Origin of the sequence: Kribbella sp. NPDC048928 (assembly GCF_043197975.1) — a bacterium.
Taxonomy (GTDB): Bacteria; Actinomycetota; Actinomycetes; order Propionibacteriales; family Kribbellaceae; genus Kribbella.
The window spans coordinates 238757-257310 of sequence record NZ_JBICUC010000006.1; the positions used below are offsets into that span (position 1 = coordinate 238757).

The 18554-nt window shown below is 69.7% G+C and carries 21 protein-coding genes; 11 read left to right on the forward strand and 10 right to left on the reverse strand.

The annotated features are described in order from the left end of the window. Positions 1-78 precede the first annotated feature (78 nt). Positions 79-1950 carry a hypothetical protein gene (locus ACGFI6_RS26305; RefSeq protein ID WP_393122927.1) on the forward strand — a complete coding sequence of 624 codons (1872 nt, stop codon included), beginning with the start codon at positions 79-81 and terminating at the stop codon, positions 1948-1950. A 9-nt stretch (positions 1951-1959) separates the two neighbouring features. Here ACGFI6_RS26305 and ACGFI6_RS26310 read toward each other — a convergent pair whose 3' ends face one another. Then, entirely contained in the window at positions 1960-2475 is a 516-nt protein-coding gene (locus tag ACGFI6_RS26310; RefSeq protein ID WP_393122929.1) for an SDR family NAD(P)-dependent oxidoreductase, read from the reverse strand. Between the two features lie 135 nt (positions 2476-2610). On the opposite strand from ACGFI6_RS26310, the gene ACGFI6_RS26315 reads away from it, so the two are divergent. Beyond that, positions 2611-3630, forward strand: a complete 1020-nt coding sequence (locus ACGFI6_RS26315; RefSeq protein ID WP_393122931.1) for a sigma-70 family RNA polymerase sigma factor — start codon at positions 2611-2613, stop codon at positions 3628-3630. Here the strand turns inward: ACGFI6_RS26315 and ACGFI6_RS26320 are convergent. The 3 genes from ACGFI6_RS26320 to ACGFI6_RS26330 form a co-directional block, all read right to left on the reverse strand. Next, positions 3607-4338, reverse strand: coding sequence for an isocitrate lyase/phosphoenolpyruvate mutase family protein (locus ACGFI6_RS26320; RefSeq protein WP_393122933.1), 732 nt, complete (start codon positions 4336-4338; stop codon positions 3607-3609). The two genes, ACGFI6_RS26315 and ACGFI6_RS26320, sit on opposite strands and share 24 nt — an antisense overlap. After that, positions 4335-4796, reverse strand: coding sequence for a carboxymuconolactone decarboxylase family protein (locus ACGFI6_RS26325; RefSeq protein ID WP_393122935.1), 462 nt, complete (start codon positions 4794-4796; stop codon positions 4335-4337). Before ACGFI6_RS26325 ends, ACGFI6_RS26320 begins: the two co-directional genes overlap by 4 nt. A gap of 88 nt (positions 4797-4884) precedes the next feature. Beyond that, positions 4885-5334: a MarR family winged helix-turn-helix transcriptional regulator gene (locus ACGFI6_RS26330; protein WP_393122937.1), complete on the reverse strand. Its 450-nt coding sequence runs from the start codon at positions 5332-5334 to the stop codon at positions 4885-4887. Positions 5335-5460: 126 nt separating this feature from the next. Here ACGFI6_RS26330 and ACGFI6_RS26335 point away from each other — a divergent pair, with 126 nt between their 5' ends. From ACGFI6_RS26335 to ACGFI6_RS26360, 6 genes are read left to right on the forward strand one after another with little or no spacing between them, the layout of a single operon-like run. Beyond that, complete coding sequence (locus ACGFI6_RS26335; RefSeq protein WP_393122939.1) at positions 5461-6528, forward strand: alkene reductase; 1068 nt, start codon at positions 5461-5463, stop codon at positions 6526-6528. 2 nt (positions 6529-6530) lie between these two features. Further along, the gene (locus ACGFI6_RS26340) at positions 6531-7901 is read left to right on the forward strand and encodes an MFS transporter (RefSeq protein WP_393122941.1); all 1371 of its coding nucleotides are present in this window, start codon (positions 6531-6533) and stop codon (positions 7899-7901) included. 11 nt (positions 7902-7912) lie between these two features. Next, positions 7913-9280 (forward strand): PLP-dependent aminotransferase family protein, encoded by a 1368-nt coding sequence (locus tag ACGFI6_RS26345; RefSeq protein ID WP_393122943.1) that lies wholly within the window; start codon positions 7913-7915, stop codon positions 9278-9280. A gap of 44 nt (positions 9281-9324) precedes the next feature. After that, complete coding sequence (locus ACGFI6_RS26350) at positions 9325-9675, forward strand: ArsR/SmtB family transcription factor (RefSeq protein WP_393122945.1); 351 nt, start codon at positions 9325-9327, stop codon at positions 9673-9675. Then, entirely contained in the window at positions 9662-10168 is a 507-nt protein-coding gene (locus ACGFI6_RS26355) for an SRPBCC family protein (RefSeq protein WP_393122946.1), read from the forward strand. The genes ACGFI6_RS26350 and ACGFI6_RS26355 overlap by 14 nt, the downstream gene beginning before the upstream one ends. Beyond that, positions 10168-10833: a dihydrofolate reductase family protein gene (locus ACGFI6_RS26360; RefSeq protein WP_393122948.1), complete on the forward strand. Its 666-nt coding sequence runs from the start codon at positions 10168-10170 to the stop codon at positions 10831-10833. Before ACGFI6_RS26355 ends, ACGFI6_RS26360 begins: the two co-directional genes overlap by 1 nt. A 1-nt stretch (position 10834) precedes the next feature. Here the strand turns inward: ACGFI6_RS26360 and ACGFI6_RS26365 are convergent, their stop codons facing one another. The 6 genes from ACGFI6_RS26365 to ACGFI6_RS26390 form a co-directional block, all read right to left on the reverse strand. Beyond that, positions 10835-11767: an FAD-dependent oxidoreductase gene (locus ACGFI6_RS26365; RefSeq protein ID WP_393122950.1), complete on the reverse strand. Its 933-nt coding sequence runs from the start codon at positions 11765-11767 to the stop codon at positions 10835-10837. 33 nt (positions 11768-11800) lie between these two features. After that, on the reverse strand, positions 11801-12895 hold the full coding sequence (locus ACGFI6_RS26370; RefSeq protein ID WP_393122951.1) for an esterase-like activity of phytase family protein: 1095 nt from the start codon (positions 12893-12895) through the stop codon (positions 11801-11803). Positions 12896-12959: 64 nt separating this feature from the next. Next, positions 12960-13784, reverse strand: a complete 825-nt coding sequence (locus tag ACGFI6_RS26375) for a M55 family metallopeptidase (protein WP_393122953.1) — start codon at positions 13782-13784, stop codon at positions 12960-12962. Further along, complete coding sequence (locus tag ACGFI6_RS26380; RefSeq protein ID WP_393122955.1) at positions 13784-15103, reverse strand: enolase C-terminal domain-like protein; 1320 nt, start codon at positions 15101-15103, stop codon at positions 13784-13786. The genes ACGFI6_RS26375 and ACGFI6_RS26380 overlap by 1 nt, the downstream gene beginning before the upstream one ends. Continuing rightward, positions 15100-16014: a 5-dehydro-4-deoxyglucarate dehydratase gene (gene kdgD / locus ACGFI6_RS26385; RefSeq protein WP_393122957.1), complete on the reverse strand. Its 915-nt coding sequence runs from the start codon at positions 16012-16014 to the stop codon at positions 15100-15102. Before kdgD ends, ACGFI6_RS26380 begins: the two co-directional genes overlap by 4 nt. A gap of 51 nt (positions 16015-16065) precedes the next feature. Continuing rightward, positions 16066-16944 (reverse strand): LysR substrate-binding domain-containing protein, encoded by an 879-nt coding sequence (locus ACGFI6_RS26390; RefSeq protein ID WP_393122959.1) that lies wholly within the window; start codon positions 16942-16944, stop codon positions 16066-16068. 112 nt (positions 16945-17056) lie between these two features. Between ACGFI6_RS26390 and ACGFI6_RS26395 the strand changes: the two genes are divergently transcribed. From ACGFI6_RS26395 to ACGFI6_RS26405, 3 genes are read left to right on the forward strand one after another with little or no spacing between them, the layout of a single operon-like run. Then, positions 17057-18055 (forward strand): tripartite tricarboxylate transporter substrate binding protein, encoded by a 999-nt coding sequence (locus ACGFI6_RS26395; RefSeq protein ID WP_393122961.1) that lies wholly within the window; start codon positions 17057-17059, stop codon positions 18053-18055. Next, the gene (locus ACGFI6_RS26400) at positions 18052-18423 is read left to right on the forward strand and encodes a tripartite tricarboxylate transporter TctB family protein (RefSeq protein WP_393123710.1); all 372 of its coding nucleotides are present in this window, start codon (positions 18052-18054) and stop codon (positions 18421-18423) included. The genes ACGFI6_RS26395 and ACGFI6_RS26400 overlap by 4 nt, the downstream gene beginning before the upstream one ends. A gap of 38 nt (positions 18424-18461) precedes the next feature. Continuing rightward, positions 18462-18554 (forward strand): hypothetical protein, encoded by a 93-nt coding sequence (locus ACGFI6_RS26405; protein ID WP_393123683.1) that lies wholly within the window; start codon positions 18462-18464, stop codon positions 18552-18554.

The window sequence follows — 18554 nt, forward strand, 5'->3', positions numbered from 1 at the left end:
TTCCCATCTCAGGAGGTGTGTTCTCATCAGGGGGACGGAGCTGCCGCCGGGTTCTCGACATCGATAGGTTGGCCGATCGTGGAGAGTTTTGCGTTCAGCCGTGGCACGGTCGAGGTCGCCGACGACGGCGCGGTCACACAAGTCCTGCATCCGGACGGCCGCAGGGTGCTCCTTGACGACGGCGTGGTGCACGACAGCCTGCACGCTTGGGGCAAGGGGTTCGTGATCACCGACCGTGGCGCGTTCCGGTTCGACGCCCCGGCGTTCACGCGCTGGCGGAGCAGCGGGATCGACCTGATGTACCAGTTCGGTGATCTCGAGCTGCGCGTCGGCCGCCGGTTCGGCGAGCAGTGGACGGAGACATACGAGCTGCGCAACACCGGCGACACGCCCGTCGAGCTGGGGTCGGTCGCGATCAGTACGCCGTACCGCGACGTCTACACGTCCAGCCGCGAGAGCCTGACCGGGGCGGTGCACGCGCACGTGTGGACCGGCGGCGCGGACGCGTGGGTCTGGGCGACGCCGATGGACGGCAGCGGTCCGGGCCTCGGCCTGCAGTTGAAAGAGGGCGAGCTCTGGGCGTACTCCGTCGAGTCCCGCGAGCCCGGCACCAGCAGCAACATCCGCGGGCACATCTACCTGCACGTCACCGACCACGCGCGCTCGCCGCACGCGATGGGAGGTCAGCCGGCGATCACGCTCGCGCCCGGTGCGACGTACCGCTGGACCTGGCAGCTGGCCTGGTACGACGACCTGCCCGCGTTCCACGCCGACCGCGAACCCCTGATCGACGCGCCACGGCTGGCAGCGGAGGTGGGGGAGACCCTGGAGTTGATCGGCGCAGCCGCACCGAGCGAGATACGAAGCGACGTGCCGGGTGTTCGACATGTCGACTCAACCGACGGCAGGTCCCGGATCGCTGTGCTGTTCCACGAGCCGTTGCGAGTGATCGCGGAGCGCCGGGTGCGGTTCGTCCTCGATCACCAGCGACGGCCGGAGCTGGCCGATAGCCGCAAGTACGCCTTCGTGCCGTACGACAACGACAGCGGTCTGACCGTCCTCTCGAGCGCGTGGCGCGACTGGTCGGACGCCCGTGAGCGCGTCGGGATGGCGCTGCTCCTGCAGGAGGTTCGTGATCGCGGCTGGGGTGACCGCGCGGAGCTGGACGAGGCGCTGTCCGGGTACGAGCAGTTCGTCCGCGAGCACCTGCTCGACGCCGAGGGCACGATCCAGGACGACAGCGTCCACCAGAACGCCGTACGCCTCTACAACTTCCCGTGGTTCGCGCGCTTCCTGCTCGGTCAGGGCGACCGCGCCGGCGCGACCCGCATCCTGAACCGTTACTACGAGCTCGGTGGCGACCACTTCCTCGCCTTCGACCTCGGCCCGCTGCTGAGCGAGCTCGGCCTGCACGACCAGCTCGTACGGCACGCGCAGACCTTCATCGCGTACGGGGATGAGCTGCCGCCGCACGAGGTGAACTACGAGCAGTCGATGGTTGCGCCGCTGCTCGAACTGCTGGCGGCGGCGTACCAGACCGGGGAGATCGATGGCGCCGAGCTGACGCGACGCCTGCCGTGGTTGACCGCGTTCGCTGCCGATCAACCTGACGTACGGCTGCGGCATGTTCCGATCCGGCACTGGGACGGGTACTGGTTCGGCCGGTTGCGGCTGTGGGGCGACGTGTTCCCGCACTACTGGTCGGCGTTGAGCGCCGTCGTATACGCCGCGTGGCCGCGAGAACTGGTCAGCGCCGAGCAGGCCGACTGGCTCGACCGCGCCGATGAGGCGATCCTGCGGGCGAACCTGGTCAGCTTCGCGTCCGACGGGTCGGCGACGTGTGCGTTCGTGTACCCGAGCTGCGTCAACGGGCAGCCCGCCCACCTCGCCGACCCCCTCGCGAACGACCAGGACTGGGCCCTCGTCTACGCGCTCCGCCGACTCAGCTGACCCACAAGGTCAGCTGACGAAGGCGGCGTTCTGGCGTTCCATCGCCTTGACTGCGCCCTCCCGCCATGCCGGGCCCAGGGCCGCCGACATCGGATCCGGGAAGATCTCCTCGTCCCCGGCCACGACCCCGTCGAAGATCGCCTGCGCGACCGACTCCGGGGGCGCCTTCTCCACCGGAAGGTCGCGGGACATCTCGGTGTCGACCGGCCCGGTCAGGACCGCGTGCACCTGGACACCCTGCGGCGCGAGCAAGGCCCGCTGCGACTGCGTGAGCGAGAACGCGGCCGCCTTCGAGATCGAGTACGCCGGAATCATCGGCAGCGCGGCGAGCGCCGCCACGGACAGCACGTTCACGATGCTGCCCTTCGCGGCGATCAGCTGCGGCAGGAGCGCCGTACTGACGGCGTACGACCCGAAGAGGTTGACAGCCAGGTGCTGCTCGAGCACCGTCCGGTCGCCGAGGGTGTCGTAGGCGGCCAGCCCGGCGTTGTTCACCAGGACGTCCAGGGACTCGACGGGTTGCATGATGTTCTCCGTTCGTGTGGTTGCACAGAGAACAGACCGTGGACAGCCCCGGAACTGGTCGTCCGCGGACCGATCAGTTCGCGCCTGCGGCGGTGTCACAACCAGTGCGAGGAGAATCGACGACGGAGGTGAGCCATGCCGGACGAACTGCTGCAGCGTGCGCGCGAGGGTGACCGCGAGGCGTTCGCGGCGCTGGTCGAGCCGTACCGCGGGGAGCTGCAACTGCACTGCTACCGGATGCTCGGGTCGCTGCAGGACGCCGAGGACGCACTGCAGGAAACGTTGCTCTCGGCATGGATCGGGCTGAGCGGGTTCGAGGGTAGATCGTCGGTGCGGACCTGGCTGTACCGGATCACCACCAACCGCTGCCTGAACGTCCTGCGCTCCTCGTCGCGGCGCCCGGTGCCGGCCGTACCGCTGCCGGTCCCGGCGCCGGAGCCGACCCGGTCGGGCGAGGTGCTGTGGCTACAGCCGTACCCAGACGTACTGCTCGACGGCCTGCCGGATCAGCTCCCCGGACCGGAGTCGCGGTACGAGTCACGTGAGGCGATCTCGCTCGCCTTCGTGACCGCCGTACAACTGCTCCCGCCGAATCAGCGCGCGGTCCTGCTGCTCCGCGACGTACTGGGCTATCGGGCGAGCGAGACCGCCGAGCTGCTCGGACTCACCGAGGCAGCGGTCAACAGTGCGCTGGCGCGCGCCCGGGTCACGATGGACACTAAGGCGCCCGACCGGCCGGTGGCGGCCGACGCCGAGGAGCGGGCGCTGACCGACCGGTTCGTCGAGGCGTTCACCTCCCAGGACGTGGAGGCGCTGGTGGCGTTGATGACCAGCGACGCGTGGGTACGGATGCCGCCGCTGCCGTTCGAGTACCACGGGACCGAGGCCGCGCACCGGTTCTTCAGCGCGCTCTTCTTCAAGGACCTCGGTGCGCAGCACCGGGAGATCGCGGCGCTGGTGCCGGTCCGCGCGAACCGGCAGCCCGCCTGGGGCGAGTACGTGCGCGACCCGGTCACCGGCGGCCTGCACCTGATCGGGGTGCTGGTGATCGGCATCGCCGGCGACCGGATCCACGAGATCACCCACTTCGAGACCACGGTCGCGTCGTACTTCGGTCTGCCCCGGACCCTCTCAGGCGGTGAGCTTGGGAAGTAGGTCGCGCAGCTGGTCCATCAGGTAGGCGTGCACGCTGGTCCCGTACGAGATCCGCGTCGCACCTGCCGCGGCCAGCTCGGCCGCTGCCGGACCGGCGACCATCGCGTGCCCGTTGATCGGCCCGCCGACGGCCTCGGCCACCAGCTTGAGCTGGTCGAGCGGGGCGAGGATCGGGTACACGCAGTCCGCCCCGGCGCGCCGGTACTCGCGTCCCCGCCGTACGGCTTCGTCGACCGCCCCGTCCATCGTCTCGTCGAGCTGGAGGACGAACGTGTCGACGCGTGCGTTGATGACCAGCTCGGCACCTGCCGCCGCGCGTACCTCGGCCAGGTAGTCGGCCTGCTGCGCGACGTCGATCAGCTCGCCGCCGACCGAGTCCTCCAGGTTGCAGCCGACCACGCCGGCCTCCAGCAACCGCTCGGCGAACTCCTTCGGCGCCAGGCCGTACCCCGCCTCCATGTCGGCCGTGACCGGTACGTCGACCGCGCGGGCGATCCGCCCGACCGCGGCGAACATCGTCGCCGGCGGGGTCAGCTGCCCGTCGTCGTACCCGAGGACGCGGGCGACCGCCCCGCTGCTGGTGGCAACCGCCGCGAAGCCCGCATCGGCGACCAGCCGTGCACTCACCGGGTCCCAGGCGTTCGGAAGGACCAGGGGAGTGCCGCCGGGACGGACGTGGTGCAGTGCCCGGAAGAGTTCGGCCGTCATGGCTTGTAGTGGCCAGGCTCCATGTGCCCGGTGACGCCGACCCGGGTCCACATGTTGATCGTGATGATCAGCGCGATCAGCTGCGCGAGTTCCTTCTCGTCGAACGCCTGCGCCGCGACCTCGTACACGTCGTCCGGGACGTGGTCGACGCTGATCAGCGTGATCGCCTCGGTCAGCTGCAGCGCGGCCTTCTCCTGGTCGGTGTAGAACTTCTGCGCCTCGCGCCACACCGGCAGCAGGGCGATCCGCTGCTGCTGCTCCTCGCCGAACTGCCGCAGGTCGAGGGAGTGCATGTCGGTGCAGTACGCACAGCCGTTGATCTGTGAGGCCCGGATCCGCACCAGGTGCGCGAGCTTCTCGTCGATCCCTTCGGCGGACACCCGGTCGAGCTCGATCATCGCCTTGTAGAAGTCCGGCACCACACTGGCGAGCTTGACCCGCCGCGTCGTCGTTGTCATACCCTCAACCTAGGACGGGATCGGCCCAGACACATGGTCCACTTCGACCACGATCCCGGGGGCCATTTCGGTCTTGAGAGATGTCAGGCTAGGCGTCCGGCCGGTTCGCCGCGGCGAGGTTGGCCTCGATGTGCCCGAGGACCTCGAGTGCGTCGGACTGCTGGGCCGCGGTGAGGTCGCCGGTCGCGTTCGTCTCCAGCTGTGCCCAGATCCGCTCGACCTCCCGCCGAACCGCCTGGCTCGCCGGCGTCGCCTCGATGATCGTGGCGCGCTTGTCGGTCGGGCTCGGCCGGCTGCGGACGAACCCGGCGGCCTCCAGGCGGCGGACCGTGCGGGTCATCGTCGCGGAGTCGGAGTCGAGCATGCGGACCAGGGCGGTCTGCGTCTGCGGCCCGTGCTCCCACAGCTGCATCATCACCAGCTCCTGGCCGAGGTGCAGGCCGACGCCGCGCAGCATCTGCTGCGCCAGCGCCCGGTGCAGCCGCGCCACCCGGACGATCGCGTTGGTCAACGGCTCCGCCGGCATCGAAGGCTTCATGGTTCCTCGCTTCACTGTTCGAACAGCTGAACCCTAGCAGTTCTCTCCAAAATAGCTTGCGGGAATGGATCTCTGTGATTACCTGTTCGAACAGGTAATCATCGTCCGATCGAAGAGAGAGCCACCATGTCAACGGCCTTCGAGCCCTACCAGCTCGGTCCTGTACGCCTGGCGAATCGCCTCGTGATGTCCCCGATGACCCGCAGCCGCGCCCGCCGGACACTCCCGTCCGAGCTCGCCGCGGAGTACTACGCACAGCGCGCCGGCGCCGGCCTGATCGTCACCGAAGGGACCCAGCCGTCGCCGGTCGGCCAGGGGTATCCCGACACACCCGGACTGCACTCGGCCGAGCAGATCGCGGCCTGGCAACCGGTCACGGACGCCGTGCACCGGGCCGGCGGCGTGATCTACGCACAGCTGCTGCACACCGGGCGGATCGGGCATCCGAGCCTGCTGCCCGACGGCCTGCATCCGGTTGCGCCGTCCGCAACGGCCGCCACGGGTCAGGTCTTCACCCACAACGGCCCGCAGGACTTCGTCGTACCGGAGGAGTTGACCGCTGCCGGCATCCGGCAGACCGTCCGGGACTTCGCCGGCGCCGCCCGGAACGCGATGACGGCGGGCTTCGACGGCGTCGAGCTGCACGGCGCCAACGGCTATCTGATCCACCAGTTCCTGGCGCCGAACACGAACCGCCGTGCCGACGAGTGGGGTGGCTCGCCCGCGGCCCGGGCCCGGTTCGGCGTCGAGGTGGCGACGGCCGTGGTCGCCGCGATCGGCCGCGGCAAGGTCGGCCTCCGGATCTCGCCCGGGAGCCCGGTCAACGACATCGTCGAGGACGATCCGCAGGAGACCTACCTCGAGCTGCTGGCCGGCCTGGAGCCGCTCGGGCTCAGCTACCTGCACGTGATGGAAGCGCCGGCCGGCCGTGACCTGACCCAGCGGCTGCGCAAGGAGTGGGCGGGCACGCTGATCCTCAACCCGCACACCGCGCCCGAGCCGACCGGTCCGGACGACCTCGGCCTGGTCGACGACGGTACGGCGGATCTCGTCGCGTTCGGTCAGCTGTTCCTGGCCAATCCCGATCTGCCGGCCCGACTTGCCGCCGGTGGTCCGTACAACCTGCCGGACCGCACCACCTTCTTCGGCGGCGACCACCGCGGCTACACCGACTACCCGAGCCTGGAGGCCTGACCATGTCCGTGCAGACGCAACATCGGGCGCGCACGCTCGTGCTCGCGCTGGCGTCCGTGAGTCAGTTCATGGTGATCCTGGACGCCTCGATCGTGAACGTCGCCCTGCCGTCGATCCAGCGGGACCTCGACTTCGGCGGCACCGGGCCGGCCTGGGTCGTCAACGGCTACCTGCTGTCGTTCGCCGGATTCCTCCTGCTCGGCGGCCGTGCCGCTGACCTGATCGGGCGTCGCCGGTTGCTGGTGGCCGGGTTGGCGACCTTCGCTGCGGCGAGCCTCGTGGCGGGTCTGGCGACCACGCCGGAGGTCCTGGTCGGGGCGCGCGTGGTTCAGGGCGTCGGTGCGGCGATGCTCGCGCCGGCGACGCTCGCCGTACTCAACACCACCTTCACCGACCCACAGGAGCGCGCGCGGGCGTTCGGCGCCTGGTCGGCCGCGGGTGGCGTCGGCGGGGTGTCCGGCGCGCTGGCCGGCGGCGCCATCACGACCGGATTGTCCTGGCGCTGGGTCTTCCTGATCAACGTGCCGATCGGCGCGGCCCTGATCGCGGTGGCGCTGGTGTCGCTGCCGGGCATCCGGCCGGTACGCCGTACGTCGCTCGATGCTGCTGGTGCCGTCACGGCGACCGTGGGACTCGCGGCGGCGATCTACGGCGTCATGCAGAGCGCCGACCACGGCTGGACGTCGCCACGGGTCGTCGGACCGCTGGTCGGAGGACTCGTTCTGCTGGTCGCGTTCGTGGTGATCGAGGCGCGGGTCGCCGCCCAGCCGATGCTGCCGCTGCGGTTGTTCGGCAGCCGGCGGGTGGCGGTCGGCGCCGTCATGCTGCTGCTGTTCGGCGGCATCGCGATCGCTCTGTGGTACTTCTCGTCGCTGTTCCTGCAGGACGTGCTCGGGTACAGCGCGCTCCGGGCCGGTCTCGCGCAGACGCCGGCGGCAGTGGCGTTCGTGATGGTCGCGCGACTCGCAGCGGGTCTGCTGCCACGGGTCGGCGTCCGTCCGCTCATCCTCGCCGGGGCCGTCCTGTTCCTGGCCGGGTTCGGCTGGCTCTCCCAGGCCGGTGACGGTTCCAGCGGTGGGTACGTCGGTGCTGTGCTGGCTCCGATGCTGCTGATCGCGGGCGGGATCGGGCTGACGTTCCCGACGCTGATGGCGAACGCGACCGCCGGCGCGCCGGACGCCGACGCCGGCATCGTCGGTGGACTCGCGAACACGGCCAGTCAGGTCGGCGGCGCGGTCGGCCTGGCGGTGCTCACCACCGTGGCCGGGAGCCCGGCCGACTACGGCCGGGTGTTCCTGGTCGCGGCGGCCCTGGGGTCGGCGATCGCGCTGGTCAGTGCGTTCCTGCCGAGGTCGCCGGAGGAGGAGTTGTAGGGTCCCGTTGCATGGAGGATTCGGGGGCTGATCTGCACCTCGAGCTGACGGCGGCGCGCGGGCGCGGTGAGCTGGTGCGGGCGTTGCACGAGTCGATCCGGAGCGGGCGGCTGGCGGCGGGGACGCGGTTGCCGTCGTCACGGTCGCTCGCGAAGGATCTCGGGATCGCGCGGAACACGGTCGCGGACGCGTACGGGCAACTGGTCGCCGAGGGCTGGCTGACCGCCCGCCAAGGCTCCGGGACGGTGGTGGCGAACCGCGCCGCGGTCCCGGCGGCGCCCGCGGTTTCGTTGCCGGAGGCCCGGAGTTTCCGGTACGACCTGACGCCCGGCGCGCCGGACGTCGCGACCTTCCCGCGGACCGAGTGGCTGGCCGCGACCCGGAAGGCGCTGACCGCCGCGCCGAACGAGGCCTTCGGGCTGAGCGATCCGCGGGGGCGGATCGAGCTGCGGCGGGTGCTCGCCGACTACCTCGCGCGGGCGCGCGGCGTGCGGGCCGATCCGGAGCGGATCCTGATCTGCTCCGGATACGTGCAGGCGCTCAGTCTGCTCAGCGAGGCGGTGAAGACGCTCGGCGGTACGACGATGGCGGTCGAGGAGTTCGGGTACGGGCTGCACCGGGACGTGATCCGCGCCCGCGGGCTGGACGTGGCTGCCGTACCGGTCGACGAACTGGGGGCGCAGACGTCAGCGCTGACTGGGCAGGGCGTGCTGCTGACGCCGGCGCACCAGATGCCCACGGGCGTTCCGCTGGCGCCCGACCGTCGGATGGCCGCTGTCGAGTGGGCGCGGGCGACCGGGGCGGTGCTGATCGAGGACGACTACGACGGCGAGTTCCGGTACGACCGGCAGGCCGTCGGAGCGCTGCAGGCACTCGATCCGGAGCGGGTCGTCTACACCGGTACGGCGAGCAAGAGCCTCGCGCCGGGGCTGCGACTCGCGTGGATGGTGCTGCCGCAACGGCTGCTCGAGCCGGTCGTCGCCGCGAAACGTACGGCGGACTTCCAGACCGCGACACTCGAGCAGCTCGTCCTCGCGGAATTCATTGCCTCCGGCCACTACGACCGGCACGTACGGCGGTCCCGCCAGCACTACCGGCGCCGCCGCGACCGCCTGGTCGAGCTGCTCGCCGTCCGTGCGCCCGAGGTCGAGGTGGCCGGCATCTCTGCCGGCCTGCACGTACTGCTCGACGTTCCCGGCGACGCCGAGGACATCGTCACCCGAGCCGCGCGCCAGAGCCTCGGCCTGGCCACGCTCACCAGCTACCACTTCGACCCGACCCCGGCCACCCGCCGGGCGGTGATCGTCGGCTACGGCACCCCACCTGACCATGCCTACCCCGGCGCCCTCGACCTCCTCTGCCAGGTTCTCGGGGTCTAGAACGCTCTGGTTGACGTATGCCGATATAGGCATATGATCGTCGCATGGCACGAGCGGCGACGACCTCGGACGCGTTCAACGCGATCGCCGAACCCCGGCGGCGCGACATTCTGGTGCTGCTGCGCGGCGGTGAACGGCCGGTGACCGAGCTTGCGGAGGACCTGGGGATGACCCAGCCGCAGGCGTCCAAGCACCTGCGCGTCCTGCGTGAGGTCGGCCTGGTGAAGGTCCGCGGCGCGAGCAAGCAGCGGCTGTACGGCTTGGACGCCCGCGCGCTGCGCCCGGTCCACGAGTGGCTGGGCGGTTTCGAGCAGTTCTGGAACGAGAGCTTCGACCGGCTGGACGAGTACGTACAGGAACTGAAACAGGAGGAGCTCCACGATGACGACCAGTAGCGGTGGTGCAGCCGCGGCGGAGGTCGCGGATCGGGAGATCGTGATCTCCCGGACGATCGACGCCCGCCGGGAGTTGGTGTTCGAGGTCTTCACGCAGGTCCGGCACCTGTCGCGGTGGTGGGGGCCGAAGGGGTTCAGCACCACGACCCGGTCGTTCGCGTTCCACGCGGGCGGCGAGTGGGACTTTGTGATGCACGGGCCGGACGGGACCGACTACCAGGAGTGGATCACCTGGCAGCAGATCGAGCCGCCGGAGCGGATCGCCTTGCTGCACGGGGAATCCCGTGACGACCCGAACGCCTTCGAGTCGGTCCTGACCTTCGATCCGGCCGGCGAGCAGACCCGGATCACGATGCGCACGGTGTTCCCGAGCAAGGCGTTGCGCGACGAGGCCGTAGCGAAGTACCACGCGATCGAGGGCGGCGAGCAGACCCTCGGCAACCTGGCGGCGTACGTCGCCGAGCTCATCAAGGGCGGAGAGAGGCGGGACTGATGGCAGGCAAGGTGTTCTTCGCGGTGACGATGTCGCTGGACGGCTTCATCGCGCCGGTCCCGGACGTGACGGTCGGGGAAGTGTTCGCGCCCGGTGGCCAGGACGATCCGAGGGTGCAGCGGTGGATGCGGAAGTGGTCGGAGCTGCAGTCCTGGGTGTTCCCGCAGCGGTTCTTCCGCGAGAACCTCAAGCTCGGCGAAGGCGGTGCGGAAGGGCTCGACAACGACCTGTCGAAGGCGACGTTCGAGCGGACCGGCGTCAGCGTGATGGGCAAGCGGATGTTCGACGGCGGCGAGCGGGCCTGGCCGGAGGAGGCGCCGTTCCACACCCCGGTGTTCGTCGTCACGCACACCGAGCGCGACCCGTGGGAGCGGCCGGGCGGCACGACGTTCCACTTCGTCAACGACGGCATCGAGAGCGCGTTGCTGCAGGCCCGTGACGCAGCCGGCGACCGCGACGTGCGGATCGCCGGTGGCGCCGACCTGATCCAGCAGTACCTGAACAGCGGCCTGGTCGACGAGTTCTCGATCTCGCTCGCGCCTGTACTGCTCGGCGCCGGCATCCGGCTGTTCGACCAGATCGACGCCGATCGGATCGCGCTGACCCAGGTCCGCTCGGACGCGACCGAGGTGACCCACCTGACCTACACCGCCACCAAGCGCTAGCTCAGTTGGGGGAGATACTGCGGGCGAGCTCGAAGACTTCGTCGGCGCAGCCCCAGGACACGGTGACACCGGAGCCGCCGTGGCCGTAGCAGTGGATGATGGGCTCGCCACTGCCGGTGCGGACGAGTTCGCAGCGGATCGCGGGTCGGGCGGGGCGCAGGCCGACGCGTTGGCGGATGATCTTCGCCTTACGCAGCTGGGGGACGAGCTCGGCCGCGCGGTCGAGGATCGCGGACGTGGTCTGCGGGTCGACGGCCAGGTTCCAGTCGCCGGGCAGGCTGGTGCCACCGACGACGACGTCGTGCTGCCGCGGGACGACGTACGTCAGCTCCTCAGGCGAACGGTCCGCGAGCAGCCACTCGGTCAGTCCGCACGGCTCGACGGTCAGCACCTGCCCGCGTACCGGCGTCACGGTCGGGTCGCTCGCGGTCAGTCGGGCGCCGAGACCGGAGCAGTTCACGACCAGGTCGGCGCCGGTCGGCAGTGCGGACAGGGCGGCGCGGGTCAGCGTGCCGCCCGCAGCCTCGAGCCGCTTCACCAGCGCGGGCAGGTACGCCGGCATGTCGATCACCGGCGCCGTGAACGACCACCCGTCGACGAAGCCGGCAGGCGGTGTGAGGCGGGTGAGATCCGGCAGTACGTCGGCCCACGCCGGGTCCGGCGTACGGTCCACCAGGAACTCCCGCCCGTGCCGTAGCTCCACGGACGGCTCGAGCTCGGCCAGCTTGGCGAATTCCTCGTACGTCGACCGCGACCAGCCGGCCACGCGGTCCTCGGGCGCGGACAGGTACGGATACCAGATCGCGGCCGCCACCGACGAGGTCGTCTCCAGCGGCAGGTCCCGGGCGAACACCGCCACCTCGTACCCGCCCTCGGCGAGCCGGATCGCGCAGCTCAGCCCGATCACGCCCGCACCCACCACGATCACGCGCATTCACACAGTGTTACTTAGTAGCGGGGGATGTTTCTAGTGGAGGTTGACCGCCAGCGAGTACAGGCGGGTGATCTGGGTGGCGCCGTTGTTGTCGTCGGACAGCAGGTAGAGCTGGCGACGGCCGCCGGGCAGGTAGCCGCCGAGGGCGAGCGCCTCGACGTTGTCGAGCAGCGGGTTTGGCTGCGGTTGCTTGGCGACCGCGCCCGACGGCGGGCAGTTCACCAGGTCGAAGAGCAGCTTCTTCTGCAGGAAGACCGACGACGGCGCGCCGGCCAGCGAGGCCCGGGACGTCACGTCGGCCGCGTGCCGCAGCGAGACCGTGAAGACGCGGATCGTGTTGCCGACGTCCGGCGTGTACGTCCGCTCCATCGTGATCAGCTCGGTCGGGCTGACCCACCCCATGTCGTCGAGCGCGAGCCCTGGGTCCGGCTGGTACGCGTACTGCGCGACCGGACGGTACGAGTGCCCCGGCAGACCGGCGTACCGGATGATGCGGTTGCGCGTACGGCCGTCGGCGTCGGTGCCGTCGGGCGCGAGCGGACCCTCCATGCCGGCGAACAGCGTCAGGCCGTCGCGGCTGACCGCCAGCGATTCGAACGTGGCGTTGCTCGTCGCCTCACCGGCCGGCGCGACCTGGAACCGGGAGGGGACCGGCAGCTCACCGATCTGCTTGCCGTCCGACAGCCGGAACCGCCGGATCGACGGCTCCCGCTCGGAGGTCGCGAGGACGGTCCGGTCGCCGCGCTCGACGACGAGTCCCTCACCGTCGAAGTCACCACCGTTGTACGGCGTGCCGTCGGGCCGGCGCAGGATCGTCATCCCGTCTACGCGGACCGAGGTCGGCTTGCTGTTCACCCGCAGGTCGAACAGCCGGGCCGGTGTGGTCCCGACGTTGTCGACCAGCGCGACCGCGCGGTGCGGTCCGGTCAGATTGAGCGCCGACAGCCCCGCGACCGGTTGACCGGCGTACGTGATCTTGTCCAGCGCGTCGCTGAACCCGAGGAACCTGGCATCCGGCGAGCACGCGCCACCACCTCCGCCGTGCCTGGCCGGCGTGGCCGACGCGGTCAGCGTCGTGGTGAGAGCGGTCAGCACAACGGCTGCGGCGAACGGCTTCTGCCAACGCATTCCAGGCTCCTCGAAGAGACGACACCGCCGATCGAAACCGACGCACCCCAACGGCAGGTGAACTCTACTCGCTGACTCCGCGGCTCAGCAGCACCAGTGCGATGAACGTCCGGTACAGCCGCAGCGGATCATCATTGCTCAGGGCAACGACAGTCTCGGCGCGCCGCTCGACGCCGCGCAGTTCGCAGGCCAGTTCGGCGAACGCGCGGTTGTGGAACCGGACGGTCAGCTCGGCCGGCAGCGTGATGCTCGGCAGCCGGATGTCGCTCAGCCGCGCGAGCGCCCGCCGCGCGCCGTCGTGGATCAGCGCCCGCGCCCGCTCCGGGTGCAGCGACAGCGCGGCGTTGTGCGAGACCGACTCCTTCACCACCACCGACTCGATGTCCGGGCAGAATGCCTGCGCCTCGTCGATCGTGATCCGGTCCCCGGAGATCAGTACGACGGGCACCTCGCAGGCGAGCGCCACGAGCGCGTTGATCCCGGCCTCACCGGTGACGGCCCCGTTCAGCCGGACCTCGGCGATCGCGCGCGGGTTGTACGTGTGGTGCAGTACCGACCCGGTCGATCCCGCGGACCCGTGGTACGACACGAAGAACGCCGCGTCGAACGAGTCGTCCAGGCCCTGCATCATGTACAGCGGCTTGTGCTTGCCGGACAGGTAGCTCGCCCGGCCGTGCAGGTCGTCGGGGCGCAGGTTCTGCATCGTGGAGTGCGAGTCGTTGACCAGGAACTCGGTCCCGCCCGCGGCCAGCGCGCCGTCGATCGCGGCGTTCACCTCGGCCTGCAACTGACCGCGATAGTACTCGTACTCGGTGGTGGGCCCGCGCGCCTGGCTCCAGTCGACGACCCCCGCCGTACCCTCCATATCGCTGGAAACGAAGACCTTCATCACCGCACCATACAAGGCTTCTTCGGGTCGAACGCCCAGTCCTCGATCAGGTACTGCATCGCGATCGCGTCGTTGCGCGCGCCGAGACCGTGCTCCAGGTACAGCTCGTGCGCCGCGGCGAGCGCGTCGCGGTCGAGTTCGATGCCGAGTCCGGGCGCGGTGGGTACGGCGATCTCGCCGCCCGTGATCTGCAACGGCGCCGTGGTCAGCGCCTGCCCGTCCTGCCAGATCCAGTGCGTGTCGAGCGCCGTGATCTCACCGGGCGCCGCTGCGCCGACGTGCGTGAACATCGCCAGCGAGATGTCGAAGTGGTTGTTCGAGTGCGAACCCCAGGTCAGCCCGAAGTCGTTGCACAGCTGCGCGACCCGGACCGATCCGGCCATCGTCCAGAAGTGCGGGTCGGCGAGCGGGATGTCGACCGCGTCCGTACGGATCGCCTGCGCGAGCTCGCGCCAGTCGGTCGCGATCATGTTGGTCGCGGTGCGTAGCCCGGTACGCCGCTTGAACTCCGCCATCGTCTCCCGCCCGGAGTACCCGCCCTCGGCACCGCACGGATCCTCGACGTAGGCGACCACGTCATCGAGCCCTTCGCAGACAGCAACGGCTTCCCGCAGCAACCAGGCACCGTTCGGATCCACCGTGATCCGCGCTGCCGGGAACCGCTCGTGCAACGCCCGCACGGCATCGACCTCGACGTGCGGATCGAACACTCCACCCTTCAACTTGAAGTCCACAAACCCGTACCGCTCAGCTGCCGTCTCGGCCAGCCCCACAACGTCCTCAGTCGTCAGCACAGGCTCCCGCCGCCGTCGCACCCAGCCGTCGCCAGTCGGCTCCGTGCTGTAGGGCAGGTCTGTCTGAGTCAGATCTCCGACGTAGAACAGGTAGCCCAGTACGGGGACCGCGGTGCGTTGCTGTCCTTCGCCGAGCAATTCGGCAACCGGTACGCCGAGGTCCTTGCCGAAGAGGTCGAGCAGCGCGGACTCGAGGCCGGTCACCGCATGCACCGCCGTACGAAGGTCGAAGGTCTGCAGCCCGCGGCCCCCGCTGTCGAGGCCCTCGAATCGCCTGGAGATGGTGTGCAGCAGGCTCCGGTAGCGGGGGAGCGGTTGGCCGACGAGTACGTCCGCGGCGGAGCGAATCGTGCTTGCGATCTTCTCCCCGCCAGGCACTTCGCCGAGCCCGACGTTCCCCGTGCTGTCCGTGACGATCACGACGTTCCGGGTGAAGAACGGACCATGCGCCCCACTGAGATTCAGCAGCATGCTGTCGTACCCAGCCACGGGCACGACCTCCACCGAGACAACCGTCGGCGTCACTTGACCCTCCCGATCAGCTCGGTCAGCAACGACACCTCGTCCGCCGTCAGATCCTGCAGCGGCGGACGTACCGGTCCGGCATTCCGGCCGATCGCGTTCACCCCCGCCTTCACGATCGACACCGCGTACCCCTTCGTCCGGTCCCGGATATCCAGGTACGGCAGGACGAACTCGTTCAGCTTCCGGTAGACCGTCGCCCGATCCTGCGCAACCACAGCGGCGTAGAACCCCAGCGCGAACTCCGGCACGAAGTTGAAGATCGCCGACGAGTACGTGCTGTACCCGAGCTGCAGCAACGGCAGCGCGAACGTCTCCGCCGTGGGCAGCCCGCCGACGTACGTGAGCCGCTCGCCGACCCGCGCGTACGTCCGCGTCATCATCTCGACGTTCCCGACCCCGTCCTTGAGGCAGACCAGGTTCGGATTCCGGTCCGCGAGCTCCGCGACCGTCACGTCGTCGAGAATCGCGTTCGCCCGGCTGTAGACCGTCACCCCGAGGCTCGTCCCGCGGCAGACCGTCGACACATGCTCGATCAGACCACGCTGGGCGGCCTCGGTCAGGTACGGCGGGAACAGTAGGACCCCGTCGGCGCCGGCCGCCTCTGCCGCCTGGGCGCCCGCCACCGCAGATGCGGTCCCACCGGTCGCCGGCGCGATCACCGGCACCCGCCCGTTCACCTCCGAAACAGCCGTCCGGACGACGAGGTCGATCTCCGCCGGCGTCAGCGAGAAGCCCTCGCCGGTCCCGCCCGCGGCGAACAGCCCCGCGACGTCGTACTGGCTGAGCCACGACAGGTGCTCGCGGTACGCGGCCTCGTTGAAGCTGAGATCCGTGTGGAAATGCGTCACGGGGAACGAGAGCAGCCCGGTCTTGAGCTGGGCAGCGAGTTCTGCGGGAGAGTAATGGGTCACGCCGTCAGCCTAAGAAGCCCGGTGGATGCCTGTCCAAGATCGATTGTGGATCTAATGATGCTCTGGGAGCATCGTGAGCACCCGCTGCAGCACCGTACTGGTGGCATCGCGCCGCCAGATCGCGTGCAGTTCCACGGGATCGCCGGGTCCGTCGAGATCGCAGTACGTCACTCCTTCGACGCCGAGGCTGCGGGCCGACGCGGGCACCAGCGCGACCCCGCGCCCGGCGGCGACGAGCAGGATCACGGTCAGGATCTGCTGCACCCGCTGCTCGATCCGCGGGTGCGACTCGGCGAGGAACCGGACGGTCAGCTCGTGGAAGTAGCGCGCCTGGGTCGGCGAGTAGCTGATCACCTGCTCGCCGGCGAAGTCGGCCGCGCCGAGCGGCCGGCCGAGCGTCCCGAGCCGATGGTTGCCCGGGACAACAGCACACAACGGCTCCCGGTGCACCACCCGCGAGTCCAGTACGTCGGTGTCGAACGGCGGCCGCCCGAGCCCGAGGTCCAGCTCGCCGCGCAGCAACCCGTCGACCTGCGCCGGGGTCACCCGCTCGTGCAGGATCACATCCACGTCCGGCAGCTCCTCGGACATCCGGCGCAGCAACGGTCCGAGGGTACGGATCGCCGACGTGGCGGTGAACCCGAGCCGCAACGTCCCCGCCGCGCCCTGGTCGACCCGCCGCGCGAGGTCGCCCGCGGTCTCGACCAGCGCGAGCAAGCGCCGCGCCTCGGTCAGAAAGGCCTGGCCGGCCGCGGTCAGCTCGACCTTGCGGTTGTCGCGCTCGAGCAGCCGCGCGCCGACGGCCCGTTCGAGCTTCTGCACCTGCCGGCTCAACGGCGGCTGCGTCATGTTCAACCGCTCAGCAGCCCGCCCGAAGTGCAACTCCTCCGCAACCGCGACAAACGCACCCAACTGCTCGAGCGAGAACATGATTCCCGAAAGGTATCACTCGATGCCACATCGGCCTTGGACACGCATGATCAAGCCTTTCTACGCTCACGCAATCGAGTCGGGGGACCACTCTGAGCAGAGGAGGATTCCGATGCTGTGCAAGCTCAACCGCCGCGTCCTGGTGCTGGCGGTCAGCGCTTCCGTCCTGTTGGCCGGCTGCAGTGGGGTCAAGACGACCTCCACCGGCGGCAAGGGCAACTATCCGACCGGCAACATCCAGATGAGCGTCGGCGCCTCGCCCGGCGGCAGTACCGACCTCATCACCCGCGCGATCGCGGAGGGCGTCGGCAAGGAGCTCGGCGTCTCGGTGCCGGTGGTCAACAAGCCGGGCGCAAACGGTGCGCTGAACGCCAAGGAGCTGCAGTCCGCGAAACCGGACGGCTACAAGATCGCGGTCCAGAACGCCTCGCTGTTCACCATCACCCCGCTCGCGGTGTCGGCCAACGAGGTGGTGAAGCTCGATGACTTCGACCTGCTCGGCGGCATCTCGCAGGACGACTACGTGCTGATCGCGCCGGTCGGCTCGCCGTACAAGTCGATCGCGGATCTGAAGAAGGCCGGCAAGAACATCAAGTTCGGCACCACCGGCGTCGGCACCGGTGCGCAACTGGCGGCGACGCTGACGTTCAAGCAGGCCGGCATCCCGGCGACCGACGTACCGTTCGACGGCGGGGCCCCGGCGCTCACCGCGCTGCTCGGCAGTCAGGTCGACGTGGCAACGATCCAGGTCGGCGACGGGATCGAGCAGGTGAAGGCCAAGAAGGTGGTCCCGCTCGCGGTGTTCTCGAAGGACCGGATCAAGTTCCTGCCCGACGTACCGACCGCCAAGGAGCAGGGGTACGACGTCGTGGTGTCGCAGTACCGCTTCCTCACGGCGCCCAAGGGCACGCCGGACGACGTGAAGACGAAACTCGCCGACGCCGCGAAGAAGACGTACGCGACGGACACGTACAAGAAGTTCAACGACGCGCACTGCCTGACGCCGATCGAGGTGTCGCCGGACGAGGTGCGCAAGATCCTGGACGAGTACACGTCGAAGTACAAGGCACAGCTCGACCAGTTCGGGATCTCGTTGGCGGCCAGGAAATGAGCCCAGGAGCGAGCCTGGATGCGGAGACGTTGCGGGCCGAGCTGGCGGAGGACCGGCCGCCGCATGCCGGGCCCTGGTCCCAGTCGGGGGTCGCGATCGTGGCCGGCCTGGTCGGGCTCGCCGGGCTGATCGGATCGCTCGCGCTCGGACTCGGCCGGTTGACCCAGCCGGGACCGGGCCTGTGGCCGTTCGTGGTCAGCGTCGTCGTGACGGTGCTGTCGGCGGTGCTCGCGGTCGTCGGCCGGCCCGGGACAGATACGGAGAAGTTCTCGCGGGCGAGCGTACTGACGGCGGTCGCGATCGGGACGCTGGTGGTGTTCGCGGGCCTGCTGCCGGTGATCGGTTCGAGATCCCGTCGCTGCTGCTGACGTTTGTCTGGCTGCGGTTCCTCGGCAAGGAGTCCTGGATCTCGTCGGTCGCGATCAGCGTGGGCACGGTCGCCGCGTTCTACGTCCTCTTTGTCGTGTTGCTCCAGATCCCACTGCCAAGGCTCATCTGA

Excerpts from the sequence above, each read along its gene's own strand:
- ACGFI6_RS26310 (WP_393122929.1), bottom strand. The coding sequence starts at position 2,475 with ATGCAACCCGTCGAGTCCCTGGACGTCCTGGTGAACAACGCCGGGCTG.
- ACGFI6_RS26315 (WP_393122931.1), top strand. The coding sequence starts at position 2,611 with ATGCCGGACGAACTGCTGCAGCGTGCGCGCGAGGGTGACCGCGAGGCG.
- ACGFI6_RS26320 (WP_393122933.1), bottom strand. The coding sequence starts at position 4,338 with ATGACGGCCGAACTCTTCCGGGCACTGCACCACGTCCGTCCCGGCGGC.
- ACGFI6_RS26325 (WP_393122935.1), bottom strand. The coding sequence starts at position 4,796 with ATGACAACGACGACGCGGCGGGTCAAGCTCGCCAGTGTGGTGCCGGAC.
- ACGFI6_RS26330 (WP_393122937.1), bottom strand. The coding sequence starts at position 5,334 with ATGAAGCCTTCGATGCCGGCGGAGCCGTTGACCAACGCGATCGTCCGG.
- ACGFI6_RS26335 (WP_393122939.1), top strand. The coding sequence starts at position 5,461 with ATGTCAACGGCCTTCGAGCCCTACCAGCTCGGTCCTGTACGCCTGGCG.
- ACGFI6_RS26340 (WP_393122941.1), top strand. The coding sequence starts at position 6,531 with ATGTCCGTGCAGACGCAACATCGGGCGCGCACGCTCGTGCTCGCGCTG.
- ACGFI6_RS26345 (WP_393122943.1), top strand. The coding sequence starts at position 7,913 with ATGGAGGATTCGGGGGCTGATCTGCACCTCGAGCTGACGGCGGCGCGC.
- ACGFI6_RS26350 (WP_393122945.1), top strand. The coding sequence starts at position 9,325 with ATGGCACGAGCGGCGACGACCTCGGACGCGTTCAACGCGATCGCCGAA.
- ACGFI6_RS26355 (WP_393122946.1), top strand. The coding sequence starts at position 9,662 with ATGACGACCAGTAGCGGTGGTGCAGCCGCGGCGGAGGTCGCGGATCGG.
- ACGFI6_RS26360 (WP_393122948.1), top strand. The coding sequence starts at position 10,168 with ATGGCAGGCAAGGTGTTCTTCGCGGTGACGATGTCGCTGGACGGCTTC.
- ACGFI6_RS26365 (WP_393122950.1), bottom strand. The coding sequence starts at position 11,767 with ATGCGCGTGATCGTGGTGGGTGCGGGCGTGATCGGGCTGAGCTGCGCG.
- ACGFI6_RS26370 (WP_393122951.1), bottom strand. The coding sequence starts at position 12,895 with ATGCGTTGGCAGAAGCCGTTCGCCGCAGCCGTTGTGCTGACCGCTCTC.
- ACGFI6_RS26375 (WP_393122953.1), bottom strand. The coding sequence starts at position 13,784 with ATGAAGGTCTTCGTTTCCAGCGATATGGAGGGTACGGCGGGGGTCGTC.
- ACGFI6_RS26390 (WP_393122959.1), bottom strand. The coding sequence starts at position 16,944 with ATGTTCTCGCTCGAGCAGTTGGGTGCGTTTGTCGCGGTTGCGGAGGAG.
- ACGFI6_RS26395 (WP_393122961.1), top strand. The coding sequence starts at position 17,057 with ATGCTGTGCAAGCTCAACCGCCGCGTCCTGGTGCTGGCGGTCAGCGCT.
- ACGFI6_RS26400 (WP_393123710.1), top strand. The coding sequence starts at position 18,052 with ATGAGCCCAGGAGCGAGCCTGGATGCGGAGACGTTGCGGGCCGAGCTG.